This window comes from Ancylobacter tetraedralis (assembly GCF_014195655.1).
Classification (GTDB): domain Bacteria; phylum Pseudomonadota; class Alphaproteobacteria; order Rhizobiales; family Xanthobacteraceae; genus Ancylobacter; species Ancylobacter tetraedralis.
Map to the genome: position 1 here is coordinate 17,403 of NZ_JACICD010000002.1, position 14,494 is coordinate 31,896.

Annotated in this window: 12 protein-coding genes; 5 read left to right on the forward strand and 7 right to left on the reverse strand. The window is 69.2% G+C overall.

What is annotated here, in order from left to right:
- Positions 1 to 49 precede the first annotated feature (49 nt).
- The 4 genes from FHS55_RS05370 to FHS55_RS05385 form a co-directional block, all read right to left on the reverse strand.
- Complete coding sequence (locus FHS55_RS05370; RefSeq protein ID WP_246339932.1) at positions 50 to 880, reverse strand: nitrilase family protein; 831 nt, start codon at positions 878 to 880, stop codon at positions 50 to 52.
- A gap of 270 nt (positions 881 to 1,150) precedes the next feature.
- Positions 1,151 to 1,762, reverse strand: a complete 612-nt coding sequence (locus FHS55_RS05375; RefSeq protein ID WP_183188689.1) for an ANTAR domain-containing protein — start codon at positions 1,760 to 1,762, stop codon at positions 1,151 to 1,153.
- Between the two features lie 39 nt (positions 1,763 to 1,801).
- A complete protein-coding gene (locus FHS55_RS05380) occupies positions 1,802 to 2,959 on the reverse strand; it encodes a transporter substrate-binding protein (protein WP_183188690.1) in 1,158 nt (385 codons plus the stop codon).
- Positions 2,960 to 3,147: 188 nt separating this feature from the next.
- Positions 3,148 to 4,050 carry a LysR family transcriptional regulator gene (locus tag FHS55_RS05385; protein ID WP_183188691.1) on the reverse strand — a complete coding sequence of 301 codons (903 nt, stop codon included), beginning with the start codon at positions 4,048 to 4,050 and terminating at the stop codon, positions 3,148 to 3,150.
- Between the two features lie 117 nt (positions 4,051 to 4,167).
- On the opposite strand from FHS55_RS05385, the gene FHS55_RS05390 reads away from it, so the two are divergent.
- From FHS55_RS05390 to FHS55_RS05405, 4 genes are read left to right on the forward strand one after another with little or no spacing between them, the layout of a single operon-like run.
- Positions 4,168 to 5,367 (forward strand): acyl-CoA dehydrogenase, encoded by a 1,200-nt coding sequence (locus FHS55_RS05390; RefSeq protein WP_183188692.1) that lies wholly within the window; start codon positions 4,168 to 4,170, stop codon positions 5,365 to 5,367.
- A gap of 29 nt (positions 5,368 to 5,396) precedes the next feature.
- Complete coding sequence (locus FHS55_RS05395) at positions 5,397 to 6,575, forward strand: CoA transferase (RefSeq protein WP_183188693.1); 1,179 nt, start codon at positions 5,397 to 5,399, stop codon at positions 6,573 to 6,575.
- Between the two features lie 46 nt (positions 6,576 to 6,621).
- Entirely contained in the window at positions 6,622 to 7,377 is a 756-nt protein-coding gene (locus FHS55_RS05400) for an electron transfer flavoprotein subunit beta/FixA family protein (RefSeq protein ID WP_183188694.1), read from the forward strand.
- A 2-nt stretch (positions 7,378 to 7,379) separates the two neighbouring features.
- Positions 7,380 to 8,309, forward strand: coding sequence for an electron transfer flavoprotein subunit alpha/FixB family protein (locus tag FHS55_RS05405; protein WP_183188695.1), 930 nt, complete (start codon positions 7,380 to 7,382; stop codon positions 8,307 to 8,309).
- A 45-nt stretch (positions 8,310 to 8,354) separates the two neighbouring features.
- On the opposite strand, the gene FHS55_RS05410 is transcribed toward FHS55_RS05405, so the two are convergent.
- Both FHS55_RS05410 and FHS55_RS05415 read right to left on the reverse strand, forming a co-directional pair.
- Positions 8,355 to 9,737: a sigma-54-dependent transcriptional regulator gene (locus tag FHS55_RS05410; RefSeq protein ID WP_183188696.1), complete on the reverse strand. Its 1,383-nt coding sequence runs from the start codon at positions 9,735 to 9,737 to the stop codon at positions 8,355 to 8,357.
- Complete coding sequence (locus tag FHS55_RS05415) at positions 9,734 to 11,578, reverse strand: sensor histidine kinase (protein ID WP_183188697.1); 1,845 nt, start codon at positions 11,576 to 11,578, stop codon at positions 9,734 to 9,736. The genes FHS55_RS05410 and FHS55_RS05415 overlap by 4 nt, the downstream gene beginning before the upstream one ends.
- 208 nt (positions 11,579 to 11,786) lie before the next feature.
- Here FHS55_RS05415 and FHS55_RS05420 point away from each other — a divergent pair, with 208 nt between their 5' ends.
- Entirely contained in the window at positions 11,787 to 13,124 is a 1,338-nt protein-coding gene (locus tag FHS55_RS05420) for a dicarboxylate/amino acid:cation symporter (protein ID WP_183188698.1), read from the forward strand.
- A gap of 145 nt (positions 13,125 to 13,269) precedes the next feature.
- Here FHS55_RS05420 and FHS55_RS05425 read toward each other — a convergent pair whose 3' ends face one another.
- Positions 13,270 to 14,442: a TDT family transporter gene (locus FHS55_RS05425; protein ID WP_183188699.1), complete on the reverse strand. Its 1,173-nt coding sequence runs from the start codon at positions 14,440 to 14,442 to the stop codon at positions 13,270 to 13,272.
- Between the last annotated feature and the right edge of the window lie 52 nt (positions 14,443 to 14,494).

The window sequence follows — 14,494 nt, forward strand, 5'->3', positions numbered from 1 at the left end:
CTCTGTTCTCCGGAAGGTTATCGTTATGGTGGAGGAAGCCGCGGCGGGGTCAGTACCAGCCGCGAGGGATGTCGGCGCCGAGCATCTCGGCGTAGACGTCGGTGCGGCGGTCGCGCAGCACCTGGTTGAAGGCGTTCCAGTTGCGGTCGCGCCGCGCGGCGCCGAGGTCGATCTCGGCGGAGACGATTTCCTCAGCGTCGCGGCTGGCGGGGCCGGCGGCGGGCCAGCCGGTATGTCCGACAATCAGGCTCTGGCCCTCGAAGGGCTGGCCGCGCTCGGTACCGATGCGGTCGGCGCAGGCGATGTAGAGCGAGTTGGAATGGGCGGCGGCCATGGCGAGAATGTTGGCCATCGCCTCGCGCCCCTCGGCCTGGCCGGGGATCGGCACCCAGTTGGTCGGCACGCAGACGATGTCGGCGCCCTGCAACGCCTGCAGGCGATAGGTCTCGGGGAACCAGCCGTCGTAGCAGATGGCGACGCCGATGCGCCCGAGCGCGGTCTGGAACACCGGGAAGCCGTTATTGCCCGGCTCGAAGAACAGGTGCTCGTTGCCCCACAGGTGCATCTTGCGATAGGTGCCGATATACCCCTCGGGACCGATCACCACGGCGCTGTTGTAGAGCGCGTTACCCTCACGCTCGGTGATGCCGGCCACGATGTGCAGGCCGCGCGCGGCGGCGATCTCGATCCACGCGGTGGAGGTCGGGCCGTCGGGAATGGTCTCGGCGAGGGCGAAGGCCTCCGCGCGGGTCTCGAACACGTAGCCGGTATTGGCGAGCTCGGGCAGCACGATGAGGGTAGCCCCGCCATCCGCCGCCTTCGCGATCAGGTCGAGGCTGTGCGCGACATTGGCGGCGGTGTCGCCGAGGCGCGGCTCCATCTGGATGCAGGCGACGCGGACAAGACTGGAACTCGGCATCTGGGCACACCTCTCCGGGCGCCGCGGTCGCCCGCGTCGCGAAACAAAAAGCCCCCGGCAGCGTCTTCCGACGCCATCGAGGGCTGCACAGCCTGAATGTGAAACGGCAACGCTGCCGCGCCGCTTCCCAGGGAAGCGATCAGCCATCATGGAAGCGCAGGGCGCCGGCCAAGTCAAGCGCGATCTGCCGAAGAGAATGGCAGCGCGTGGAGTGCCCATATTATGGGCGGATCAGCGGTCCTTCCCGTCGTCGCGGCCGAGCTCGGCCAGCATGGCGTGGGCGTTGATGATGGAACCGGCAATGGTGCCGATCGGCACGCGCTTGGCGGTCGCCTGCTTGCGGATGAACTGGTAGGCCTCGTCCTCGCTGAGATTGCGCAGGCTCATCAGGAGCCGCGTCGCCTTCTCCACGTCGCGACGGGTGCGCAGCGTGTCTTCCAGCTTGGTGATCTTGGCCAGAAGGCGGCTCTCATAGCCGCGCATGGACAGCGCGAGGACGAGATTGGCCAGCACGCCGGAGGCGCGGATCGGGCGCACCAGCACGCCGTGCGCGCTGGAATCCAGCAGCGCCTTCAGCACGGTCGGGTTCTCGTAGTCGACGATGGCGATGTGAGCGATGTTCAGATCCGCCATGCGCCAGGGCATCGAGCTGCGGGTGTCGCGGTCGAGCAGGAAGAACACGGCGTCGAGCGGCTGGGGCAGCTGCGCGGGCGGGGGCCACACGACCTGCACCTGGCAGCCGATACGCTGCAGCTGGCGCACGAGGTCGTCGCCATCCTGGTCGCGCGGGTGGACTACCGCGATGCGCGTGTTGCGCAGGTTCTGGATGAGCGCCGCGTTCACGACGCCGCCCCGGCCATGCTCACCCCCGCCCCGCCCGTTCTAGACATGGTCGTGAACATGGTCGACGAGATAGGGATCGGGCTTCACCGGCGCCTTGGCCTCCCACACCACGTCGAACGTGCCGTGCGCGTTGACCATGCCGATGCGCGCATGCAGCAGCGTGTGGTTATTGTCCGGGTCGATGCGGATGCGGCCCTGCGGCGCGTCATATTCCGTGCCCAGCGCGGCGTCGACCAGGCGCTGGGTGTCCAGCGAGCCGGCCCGTCGCAAGGCATCGGCAAAGACGTGGATCTGGAAATAGGCGGCCTCGGCATACATCGTCACCGGCGCCTCGCGGCCGAAGCGGGCGCGATAGGCCGCGACGAAGCGATGGTTCGCCAGCGTGTCGATGGTGGAGAAATAGGGCGCGGCGGTGATGTGGCCGGCGCACAATTCCGGGCCGATGGCCAGCACCTCGCCCTCCGCCATGGTGAGACTGGCGATCGGCATGGTGCGCGGGTCGAGCCCGGCCTCGCGGAAGATGCGGTAGAACGCCTGCCCGCCCGTCCCCACCACGGTGGAGAACACCACGTCCGGCGCCTTGCGGCGGATGTCTTCCACCACGCGCCGGATCTGGTCTTCGTGCGGGGCGACCGGCACATAGGCCTCGGCCACCACCTCCCCGCCCTCGCGGCCGACCACATCGCGCATGATGCGGTTGGATTCGCGCGGGTAGATATAATCCGAGCCGACAAGATAGAAACGCCGCCCATAGCCGGCAAAGAGATAGCGCGCGAGCTGCAGGCTGTTCTGGTTCGGCGCCGCGCCGGTATAGATCACGTTCGGCGAATATTCGAAGCCCTCATAGAGCGAGGGGTACCAGAGCAGCGCGTTGCGGCGCTCCACCGCGGCGAGGATCGCCTTGCGGCTGGAGGAGGCGCAGCAGCCGAAAATGGTGCTGATGCCGTCCTCGGTCAGCAGGCGCTCGGCATAGCGGCGATAGAGTTCGGAGCTCGATTCCGGATCGTAGCACACCGGCTCGATCGGCCGTCCGCGCACGCCACCCGCCAGGTTGATCTCCTCGACAGCCAGCGCCGTGCCACGGAAATGCTCGGTCTCGGGCATCTGCATGTGCCCCTTGCGGGAGAACAGCACGCCGATCCGCCAGGCCGATCCGCCCGCGCCCGCGCCGCTCTCCTCGTGATCGAGATCGCTCACCGCTCTTGCCTGCTGCTACCTGCCCTCGGTCCGCAGGGCGCGCGCCGGCGCCGCGGCCAAAGGCTTCCCCTTCTCGCCCGGCCTGCGCTCACGCCCGCCCGGCATCGCTTGTCTTTGGCGCGCCGCCCGGCAAAACGCAAGTTCGCCCGGCGAGGCCGTGTCGCGCTTCATCACGCGGCGCCGGCGCATCACCCGGGCGCGTGTGCCGCCAGTTCGCTCGCCAGCCAGTTGCGAAAAGCGGCCAGCGGCGGGTGGTTCGCCCGCGCGCTCGGCCAGACCAGCCAGTAGGAGCCGGTCCCGGCGACCGGGTGCTCCAGAACCGGCAGCAGCCGCCCCTCCGCCAGTTCGGGATCGGCCAGATATTCCGGCAGCAGGGCGACGCCGAGCCCGGCGATCGCCGCCTGCGTCATCGGCGCGAACTGGTCGAACAGCATGCCGCGCCCCTGCGGCGCGGTGCCGCCCTGCACCTCGAACCAGAGCTTCCAGGCGGTTGGCCGGGTTTCCAGCTGCAGCAGCGGCAGGCCGCGCATGTCCTCGATGGCCCGCACCGGATGCGTCGCCAGCAGGCCGGGCGCGATGCAGGCGGTGAGCCGCTCGTCGAACAGCTTCATATGGTCGGCCTCGCGCCAGTCGTCGGTGCCGAAATGAATGGCGGCGTCGAAGCCCTCCGCGTCGAAATTGAAGCGCTTCAGCCGTGTGGCGAGGTTGATGGCGATGCCCGGATGAGCGCCGGCGAAACGGCCGAGCCGGGGCGCCAGCCAGCGCGTGCCGAAGGCGGGCAGGATGGCCAGCGACAGCGCGCCGCCTTCCGGATTGGCGATCAGCTCCATCCCGGCGCGCTGGATGAGGTCGAGCGCGCGGCTGATGTCGCGGCCATAACTGCGCGCCGCCTCGGTGGGGATCAGGCGCTGGCGCTGGCGCTCGAACAGCTCGCGGCCGAGCTGCTCTTCCAGCATCTTGACCAGCCGGCTCACCGCCCCCTGCGAGAGGCTGAGCTCACGCGCCGCGGCGGCGGTCGAGCCGGTGCGCAGCACCGCCTCGAAGGCGGAGAGCAGGCTGATCGAGGGGGTGAAGCGGCGCGGGCGGGTCATAACCTATGCATAACACGCATCAACCTACGCCAAAAACGGGTTATCCGGGGGTTAAACCATTTGATATCGACATGAAGCCCTTTGGCAGCCATCCGGCTGCGAACCGTCGAGAGCCTCATGTCCGCCACCGCCGCCGCCAGCCGCGCGCCCTTCGCCTGGGCCGATCCGTTCCACCTCGAGGACCAGCTCGGCGAGGAGGAACGGCTGATCCGCGACACCGCCCAGGCCTATGCGCAGGAAAAGCTGCTGCCGCGCGTCATCGAGGCCTATCGCGAGGAGAAGACCGACCCGTCCATTTTCGCGGAAATGGGCGAACTGGGCCTCCTGGGCATCACCGTGCCCGAGACCTATGGCGGGGCGGGCGCGAGCTACGTGTCCTATGGGCTGGTCGCGCGCGAGGTGGAGCGGGTGGATTCCGGCTACCGCTCGATGATGAGCGTACAGTCCTCGCTCGTCATGTACCCGATCCACGCCTATGGCGACGAGACGCAGCGCCTGCGCTATCTGCCGAAGCTGGCGCGCGGCGAATGGATCGGCTGCTTCGGCCTCACCGAGCCGGATGCCGGCTCCGACCCCGCCGGCATGCGCACGCGGGCCGCGAAAATCGACGGCGGCTACCGGCTCACCGGCTCCAAGATGTGGATCTCCAACGCGCCCTTCGCCGACGTGTTCATCGTCTGGGCGAAGTCGGCCGCCCATGGCGACGAGATCCGCGGCTTCGTGCTGGAGAAGGGCACGAAGGGGCTTTCCGCCCCGAAGATCGGCGGCAAGCTCTCCCTGCGCGCCTCGCTGACCGGCGAGATCGTGCTCGACAATGTCGAGGTGCCGGAAAGCGCGATGCTGCCCAATGTCTCCGGGATCAAGGGCCCGTTCGGCTGCCTCAACCGCGCCCGCTACGGCATCGCCTGGGGGGTGATGGGCGCGGCCGAGGATTGCTGGCACCGCGCCCGCCAGTACACGCTCGACCGCAAGCAGTTCGGCCGCCCGCTGGCCGCCAACCAGCTGGTGCAGAAGAAGCTCGCCGACATGCAGAGCGAGATCGCGCTGGGGCTGCAGGCCGCGCTGCGCGTCGGGCGCCTGTTCGACGAGGGCCGCATGGCGCCGGAGATGATCTCCCTCATCAAGCGCAACAATTGCGGCAAGGCGCTGGACATCGCACGCCTCGCGCGCGACATGCACGGCGGCAACGGCATCAGCGAGGAATTCCACGTGATGCGCCACGCGCAGAACCTCGAGACGGTGAACACCTACGAGGGCACGCACGACATTCACACGCTGATCCTCGGCCGGGCGCAGACCGGGATCGCGGCATTCTGACCGCGCCCATCGCATAAGGATGCCGAGACGTGACGACGAACGCGCTGCCGCCGCTCCACGGGCTGAAGGTTGTCGAACTCGCCCGCATCCTGGCCGGCCCGTGGATCGGCCAGACCCTGGCCGATCTAGGGGCGCAGGTGATCAAGGTGGAAAGCCCCGAGGGTGACGACACCCGCACCTGGGGCCCCCCCTTCATCGAGCGGCCGATCGGGCGCGGCGGCACGGAGAAGGTCGCCGCCTATTTCCACGCCGCCAATCGCGGCAAGACCTCGGTGGTGTGCGATTTCACCGCCCCCGACGACCTCGCCCGGGTGAAGGCGCTGATCGCTGAGGCCGACGTCGTCATCGAGAATTTCAAGGTCGGCGGCCTCACCCGCTTCGGCCTCGACTATGCGAGCCTGGCAAGCGCCAATCCGCGCCTCGTCTATGTCTCCGTCACCGGCTTCGGGCAGACTGGCCCGCGCGCGCGCCAGCCGGGCTACGATTTCCTGATCCAGGGCATGGGCGGCATCATGGACCTGACCGGGGAGCCCTCGGGCGAACCGCAGAAGGTGGGCGTCGCCTGGATCGACATCTTCACCGGTCTCTACGGCGTCATCGGCATCCAGGCGGCGCTGGCCGAGCGGGCGGTGTCGGGGTGTGGCCAGCAGGTCGACCTGTCGCTGCTCGACACCAGCGTCGCGGTGCTGGCCAATCAGGCGATGAACTATCTGGCGGGCGGCACGGTGCCCCACCGCATGGGCAATGCCCATCCCAATATCGTGCCCTATCAGGTGTTTCCCGCCGCCGACGGCCATCTCATCATCGCCTGCGGCAATGACCGGCAGTTCGCCGCGCTGTGCGGCGTGCTGGGGCTGGAGGGCGTGGCGGTCGATCCCGCCTATGCCACCAACCCCGAGCGGGTGCGCAACCGCGCCGCGCTCGCCGCCCGCATCACGGAGCGCACAAGCACCCGCACCCGCGCCGATCTCATCGCCGCACTGGAAGCCGCCGGCGTTCCCGGCGGGCCGATCAACACGGTGGCGGAGGCGCTCATCGAGCCCCAGCTCGCCGCGCGCGGGCTGGTGATCCGGCCCGAGGGCATTCCGGGCCTGCGCACCCCGCTGGTCTTCTCGCGCAGCCCGCTGGCGCTCGACCGCGCCGGGCCGGCGCTGGGCACCGGCGACTGGCATTTTCGCGACGACCGGCCGGCCGGCGGCCCGCCATGACTCTCTCCCGCAAACCTCCGTTTTCACATCCTGGGATTGTCCGGCCATGAAGATACTCGTGCCCGTCAAGCGCGTGGTCGACTACAACGTGAAGATCCGCGTCCGCCCCGACGGCAGCGGGGTCGAGCTCGCCAATGTGAAGATGTCGATGAACCCGTTCGACGAGATCGCGCTCGAGGAAGCGATCCGCCTGAAGGAGAAGGGCGCGGCCTCGGAAGTGATCGCGCTGTCGATCGGCGCCGCCGCGTCGCAGGAGACTCTGCGCACCGCGCTCGCCATGGGCGCGGATCGCGCCATCCTCATCGAGACCGCGCCGGGTGCGGATATCGAGCCGCTGGCGGTCGCCAAGCTCATCGCCGCCGTCGCGCGGGAGGAAGAGGCCGGCCTCGTGCTGTGCGGCAAACAGGCGATCGACAACGACATGAACGCCACCGGCCAGATGCTGGCGGCCATCCTCGACTGGCCGCAGGCGACCTTCGCCAGCGAGATCCGCCTCGAGGGAGGCGCGGCGCAGGTGACGCGAGAGGTCGATGGCGGCCTGCAGGTCATCGGCGTCGCCCTGCCGGCGGTGATATCGGTGGACCTCAGGCTCAACGAGCCGCGCTATGCCTCGCTGCCCAACATCATGAAGGCGAAGAAGAAGCCGCTCGCCATCCGGCCGGCGGGCGAGTTCGGCCTCGACATCGCGCCCCGGCTCACCGTGGTGACGACCGTCGAGCCGCCGGCCCGCAAGGGCGGGGTCAAGGTCGGCTCGGTCGCCGAGCTGGTGGCGAAGCTCAAGGACGAAGCGGGAGTGCTCTGACCATGACGGTTCTTCTCATCGCCGAGATCAACGGCACCCGCCTTGAGGCCGACGCCACCGCCAAGGCGCTCGCCGCCGCCGCCAGGCTCGGCGCGGTCGATATCCTCGTCGCGGGCGAGGGCGTGAGCACCGCCGCGAACGAGGCCGCCGGGCTCGCCGGCGTCGCCCGCGTGCTCGTCGCCGACCACGCCGTGCTGGGCCGCCAGCTCGCCGAGCCGATGGCGGAGCTGATCGCCGGGCTCGCCGGGCGCTACACCCATGTGATCGGGCCGGCCACCGCCGGCCTGAAGAACATCCTGCCGCGTGTCGCCGGCCGGCTCGACGTGATGATCCTGTCGGATGTCATCGGTATCCTCGATGCGGAGACGTTCGAACGGCCGATCTATGCCGGCAACGCGATCCAGACCGTGCGCTCGGCCGATCCCATCAAGGTCGCCACCATCCGCACCGCCGCCTTCGCCCCCGCCCCGCGCGGCGGCAGCGCCCCCATCGAGGCGATCGAGGTGGCCCCCGCCGCCTCCGCCGCGTCGCACTGGGTGGAGGACCGGCTCAGCGTCGCCGACCGGCCGGAACTCTCCTCCGCGGGCGTGGTGGTCTCCGGCGGGCGCGGCGTCGGCTCGAAGGAGAACTTCGCGCTCATCGAGCAGCTAGCCGACAAGCTGGGCGCCGCGGTCGGCGCCTCGCGCGCGGCGGTGGATGCCGGCTACGCCCCGAATGACCGCCAGGTCGGCCAGACCGGCAAGGTGGTGGCGCCCGCGCTCTATGTCGCGGTGGGCATTTCCGGCGCCATCCAGCATCTGGCCGGCATGAAGGACTCCAAGCTCATCGTCGCCATCAACAAGGACGAGGACGCGCCGATCTTCGCGGTGGCCGATTACGGTCTGGTCGGCGACCTGTTCCAGGCGGTGCCGGAGCTGGTCGAGCGGCTGTGACCTGAGAGGACAGCGCCGGAGGGGCCGGGATGCCCCCTCCGGCGGCTACTTCCCCCGCTCATAGGCGGCCCGCTCGATGCCGTAGCGCGCGAGCTTGTCGTAGAAGGTCTTGCGGGGAATGCCGAGCGCCTGCACCGTGGCGCGCACATCCCCGTCATGGGCTTCCAGCGCCTCGCGGATGAGATTGGCCTCGATCGTGCCGAGCCGCTCCGGCAGGCTGGCGGGCACACCGTTCGCCGCCATGGCGCCGGTCGGCGCCGGCTCGGACAGGCCCAGCGCCACCCGCTCGGCAAAGTGCAGCAGCTCGCGCACATTGCCGCTCCAGTCGTTCTCCACCAGATGGCGCTCCACCGCACGGTCGAGCCGGGGGGGCGAACGGCCATATTTCTGCGCCGCGCGGGCGAGGAAATGGGTGAACAGCAGCGGGATGTCGCGCCGGCGCTCGCGCAGCGGAGGGATGCGCAGCGTCACCACGTTCAGCCGGTAATACAGGTCCTGGCGGAAATCGCCCCGCCCGGCCGGATCGCCGAGATCGATCTTGGTGGCGGCGACCACGCGCAGATCGACCCGCCGCAGGTCGTTCGAGCCGAGCGGGGCGATCTCCCGCGTCTCCAGCACCCGCAGCAGCTTGACCTGCGCGCTCAGCGGCATGCTCTCCAGTTCGTCGAGAAACAGCGTGCCGCCGCTGGAATACTCGATGCGCCCCACCCGCTTCTTCTGCGCCCCGGTGAAGGCGCCGGGCTCGTAGCCGAACAATTCGCTCTCGATGACGCTGTCGGGCAACGCGCCGCAATTGAGCGCCACGAAGGGCTTGGCCCGGCGCCGGCTGAGCGTGTGCAGAAGGCTCGCCACCACATCCTTGCCGCTGCCGGTCTCGCCGAGCACCAGCACGTCGACATCGATATCGGCGAGGTCGCGGATGGTCTGGCGCAGCCGCACCATGGCCGGCGTCACGCCGATCAGCGCGCTCTCCTCCTCCGCGCCGCCGGCCATGGCGCGCAGCCGGCGGTTCTCCAGGATGAGGGCGCGCTTCTCGCTGGCCCGGCGCAGCGTCTCGATGAGGCGGGCACCGGCATAGGGCTTGGCGAGGAAGTCATAGGCGCCCTCGCTCATCGCCTCCACCGCCATGGCGACGTCGGCATGGCCGGAGATCAGCACGACCGGAATATCGGCGTCGATCGCCTTCAGGCGGCGGAACAGCTCGATCCCGTCCATGCCCGGCATGCGCACATCGGTGACGACGATGCCGGGAAAATCCGGGCCGATCCGCTCCAGCAGCGCCGCCCCTCCGCCATAGGGCGTCGCCCGGAAGCCGGCCAGTTGCAGCGCCTGCACATTGGCGTCCCGGAGGTCGGCGTCGTCGTCGACGAAGGCGACCTCCAGAGCCGCGAGGTCGGCGGTCGTGGCACCGGGCGTGCGCGCGGTCATGGAGCCCTCTTCAGGACGATGGTGAAGGCGCAGCCCTCGCCCGGGCGGCAGGCGGGGCTCAGGGTACCGCCGAAGCGGCCGACGATGTCGTGGCAGATGACGAGCCCAAGGCCGAGGCCCTTGGGCTTGGAGGAGCGGAACGGGGTAAACAGCGCCGCGACCTCCGCCGCCGTCATGCCCGGCCCGCGATCGGCCACGGTGAGGGTGACGCTATCCGCGCCGGCGTCGATGCAAAGGCTCAGCGGCGGGCCCTCCGTGGCGGGCGGCGCGGTGCCCAGCGCCTCGATGGCGTTACGCATGAGGTTGACCAGCACCTGTTCCAGTTCAACCCGGCGCGCCATCACCTTCAGCCCCGGCGGCACCGGTTCCACGGCAAGGGTCAGCCCGGCCTGGCGCAGCGGCGCGTCGAGGATCATCAGCGCGCCGGCCACCGCGTCGGCCACGCTCACCGGCTCCAGCGCCCCGTCGCCACGGCGGGCGAAGCCGCGCAGCGTCTCGGTGATGAGGCCGATCCGCTCGGTGAGCGAAACCACCTTGTCGAGCGCCAGGTCGGTGGCGCCCTCATCGCGGCGCTTCAGCAGGGCGCGGGCATTTTCGGCATAGGTGCGGATGGCGGCGAGCGGCTGGTTGATCTCATGGGCGACGCCGGCCGTGACCTGCCCGAGCGTCGCCAGCCGGTTGGCCTTGCCCAGTTCCTCGCGCGCATCGGACAGGCGCTCCTGCGCCCGCCCGCGCTCGGCGATCTCCTCGATCAGCCGGGCATTGGCCCCGGCCAGCGCGGCGGTGCGCTCCTCGACGCGCCGTTCGAGCTCGGCCTTGATGCGTGCATCCGCCCGGCGCTGCGCGGCCGCCTGCCGGCGCCGGCGCAGCAGGAAACCGGCGAGCGCGATGGCAGGCATGAGCGCCAGCGCGGCGATGGCCTGCAGGTCGCCGCGCTCGCTGCGAATGGCGCGCTCGACCGGCAGCAGCAGATCCAGCTGCCAGTCCGTCGTCGGCACGCCGGTGCGCGTCACGAGATAGCGCCCCGCCGCGGCACCGCTGGACGTGACCATGTCGCCGTCACGCGTGAAGGGCAGAGGCTGCAGCGGCGCGTCGCCGAATTGCAGCGTGCGGCGCATCTCGGCGGCCGCGGCGGGCGCCAGCGGCTCTTCCACATGGAAGCGCCAGGCGGGCACGGTGGAGAGCAGGACCACGCCGCGCCGGTCGGTGACAAGGGTCTGCCCGCCAAGCGCGCGCCAGTCATCCTCCACCCGGTCGAACTCGACCTTGACGACGATGACGCCCAGCGCCCCGCCCGGCTCTCCCTCCGGCCCGTCGACGCGCCGGGTGATGTAGAGCCCCGGCCGATTGCTGACCGTGCCCAGCGCGAACTGCTCGGCGCTGCCGCGGGCCATCGCCTCGCGGTAATAGTCGCGGAAGGCATAGTCAGTGCCGATGAAGCTGGTCGGCTCGCGCCAGTTGCTGGCGGCGATCGCCCGGCCGGACCGATCGAGCAGATAGATCACCGCCGTGCGGGTCTCGCGGGCGATATCCTCCAGCTTGGCATCGAGCTCATGCGTATCGGCCCCGTCGAGCGCGGCCTCGACATCGGGATCGCGCACGAGGATCAGCGGCAGGGCGCGCTGCTTCTCCAGTTCCCCCCGCAGCACGGCAATGGCCAGGGTGGAGGCGCTATCCCCGGCCGCCCGCACCGAGGCGATGGCGTGGCTGCGGCCGAGATCGGCGGCCACCACGAAGGCCGCGACGGTCGCCAGCACCGAGACCAGCGCGAAGGCCAGCCAGAGGCGCCGCCCGGCCCGGTCGGGGGCACGCGTCTCGGCTGGGGAACTCGCAAAAGCCATGGCTCATATTGCGCGGAATTTCGCATGAGGCAACGATTTTTTGTGCGAAATTCCGCACGATCGAACGATGACATCGGATTGCCACTCCGCGTAACTCCTGTTTTTTCAATGACTTATTGCCCTTCACACGCCATGGCACGAGGCTTGCGAAAGCGCTGGCGCGATCTTGCCAAGACAAACAAGCCGACCAGTCCCTCGGAGGAAAGCCATGGCCACGATTACCGCGCCCGTGACGGGCGTGCCCGTTCGCCCCAAGAAATTCTACCAGCAGCTCTATGTCCAGGTGCTGGTGGCAATCGCCGCGGGCATCCTGATCGGCCATTACTGGCCGGATTTCGGCGCCTCGCTGAAGCCGCTGGGCGATGCCTTCATCAAGCTGGTGAAGATGATCATCGCGCCGGTGATCTTCCTCACCGTCGCCACCGGCATTGCCGGCATGAGCGACATGAAGAAGGTCGGGCGCGTCGCCGGCAAGGCGATGATCTACTTCCTCACCTTCTCCACCCTGGCGCTCATCGTCGGCCTCGTCATCGGCAATGTCGTCCAGCCCGGCACCGGGCTGCATATCGATCCCGCCAGCCTCGACGCCAAGGCGGTGCAGACCTATGCCACCAAGGCGCATGAGACGAGCATCATCGGCTTCCTGCAGAACATCATTCCCGACACCATTGTCGGCGCCTTCGCCTCGGGCGACATCCTGCAGGTGCTGTTCTTCTCGGTGCTGTTCGGCCTCTCGCTCTCCATTGTCGGCGAGCGCGCGCAGCCGGTTCTGGACTTCATGCAGGCGCTCTCCGCGCCCATCTTCAAGCTGGTCGCCATCCTGATGAAGGCGGCCCCGATCGGCGCCTTCGGCGCGATGGCCTTCACCATCGGCAAATACGGCATCGGCTCGGTAGCCAATCTCGCCATGCTGATCGCCACCTTCTACCTCACGGCGGCGGTATTCATCCTCGGCGTGCTGGGCGCGGTCTGCCGCTATAACGGCTTCTCGATCTTCGCGCTGATCCGCTACATCAAGGAAGAGATCCTGCTGGTGATCGGCACGTCTTCCTCGGAAGCGGCGCTGCCGAGCCTGATGGAGAAGCTGGAAGCCGCCGGCTGCAAGCGCTCGGTGGTGGGCCTGGTGGTTCCCACCGGCTACTCGTTCAATCTCGACGGTACCAATATCTACATGACGCTGGCCTCGCTGTTCATCGCGCAGGCCATGGACATCCACCTGTCGCTGGCCGATCAAGTCCTGCTGCTGCTGGTGGCGATGCTCAGTTCCAAGGGCGCGGCCGGCATCACCGGCGCCGGCTTCATCACGCTGGCGGCGACGCTCTCGGTGGTTCCCGCCGTCCCGGTGGCCGGCATGGCGCTGATCCTCGGCATTGATCGCTTCATGTCCGAATGCCGCGCCGTCACCAACTTCATCGGCAATGCCGTCGCCACGGTCGTCGTCGCCCGCTGGGAAGGCGAGCTCGACCCGGTTCAGCTGGAAGCCGCGCTTGGCGGCAAGCTGCCGGAAGACGTCTCCGACATCGCCGCCAGCGCCCCGGCCGAGTGACGGGCGCGCGCCGCCCGCGCGACACACGGCATTCGGCACACGACACGAGAGCCCCGGCGATGAACCCTGCGTTCACCGCCGGGGCTCTCGGTGTTTCAGGCCGCTTTCGTTCCGCGAAGCGGAACTCGCCCGGATAGCCCCGCCCTCACACCGCATCGGCCTCGAAACGGGCGGCCCTGTTCGGTCCCTTCAGGCACGGCGCGACGAATAGCGTCGTCATCCAGGCACCATGCAGCGTGCGGGCGGCGACGATGACCCAGAACGCGCTGAGGCAGACGGCGAGCCCGATGCCGCTCATGGCGAACAGGCCCAGCCCGGTCATCCGCCCCAGGGCGAGTGTCGCCAGCGTGTAGACCGCCAGCGGGAAGGTGAAGCCCCACCAGCCAAGATTGAACGGCAGCCCTTCGCGCAGATAGCGCTGCGTCTTCAGCACCGCGAGGGCCAGCCACCAGGCGCCATAGCCCCAGAACAGGATGCCGCCGATGATGCCGAGCCCGCGCGCCACCTCGCCGACGCTGGCCAGCCCGTTCGCGGCGAAGATGGACGGCGCGTCGTCCCCCAGCAGCAGCAGCCCCAGCGCACCGGTGCCGATCGGCCCGAGCGCCAGCCAGGCGGAAGCGCCCATGTCGCGGGGCGGCAGCTTGTGCAGCACAAGACGCAGCACCAGCAGCACCAGTAGGCTCATGGCGAGGGGAACCGAACAGGCCCACAGCACGTAGCCGAGCACGAGGACGAGGAAGCCCTCCGTAGCCGGCAGATGCGGCGCCAGCAGCCCGGCGCTGGCGGCGGCGACCTCGCAGGCGACGACCGGCAGCAGCCAGACCGCCGTCATCGTCTCGATGCTGTGCTCCTGCCGGGTGAACATGAGGTAGGGGATCGCCAGCCCGCAGGCCACCGCGAGCGCGGCATCGCACCACCACAGGCCATGGGCGATCGCCACCGCCTGCGGCCCGATCAGCGACGGGCCGAAGGCGAGGAAGCCGTTGACGATGGTCGCCAGACCCATCGGGATGGCGCCGAAGAACATCGACATGACGGGATGGTCGAAGATCCGCGCCGCCTCGACGGGAAACAGCACCCAGCGCGCGAGGTAGAGCAGGCTGAAGCCGGCGAACAGGCCGATATTCAGCATCCACAGCCCGCACGCCACGGCATGCAGTCCGGGCACTTCGATGGGAAGCTGGTTCAGCACCAGCGCCAGCGCGCCCGTTCCCATGGTCACGGTGAACCAGTTGGGCGTGAAGTTGCGCACGATGCCGGTGAGCGACTTCATCCCGGCAACGGCCGCCGGTTCAACGGGAGTGGGAGCATAGGCCATGACGATACCTCCTCGCACCGGGTCCGCGCCGGGTCACCACGGTCGATCCGTG

What these genes read in the sequence shown, in the direction of transcription:
- FHS55_RS05410 (WP_183188696.1), bottom strand. Translation starts at nt 9,737, where the DNA reads ATGACCGCGCGCACGCCCGGTGCCACGACCGCCGACCTCGCGGCTCTG.
- FHS55_RS05385 (WP_183188691.1), bottom strand. Translation starts at nt 4,050, where the DNA reads ATGACCCGCCCGCGCCGCTTCACCCCCTCGATCAGCCTGCTCTCCGCC.
- FHS55_RS05415 (WP_183188697.1), bottom strand. Translation starts at nt 11,578, where the DNA reads ATGGCTTTTGCGAGTTCCCCAGCCGAGACGCGTGCCCCCGACCGGGCC.
- FHS55_RS05370 (WP_246339932.1), bottom strand. Translation starts at nt 880, where the DNA reads ATGGAGCCGCGCCTCGGCGACACCGCCGCCAATGTCGCGCACAGCCTC.
- FHS55_RS05390 (WP_183188692.1), top strand. Translation starts at nt 4,168, where the DNA reads ATGTCCGCCACCGCCGCCGCCAGCCGCGCGCCCTTCGCCTGGGCCGAT.
- FHS55_RS05400 (WP_183188694.1), top strand. Translation starts at nt 6,622, where the DNA reads ATGAAGATACTCGTGCCCGTCAAGCGCGTGGTCGACTACAACGTGAAG.
- FHS55_RS05405 (WP_183188695.1), top strand. Translation starts at nt 7,380, where the DNA reads ATGACGGTTCTTCTCATCGCCGAGATCAACGGCACCCGCCTTGAGGCC.
- FHS55_RS05420 (WP_183188698.1), top strand. Translation starts at nt 11,787, where the DNA reads ATGGCCACGATTACCGCGCCCGTGACGGGCGTGCCCGTTCGCCCCAAG.
- FHS55_RS05425 (WP_183188699.1), bottom strand. Translation starts at nt 14,442, where the DNA reads ATGGCCTATGCTCCCACTCCCGTTGAACCGGCGGCCGTTGCCGGGATG.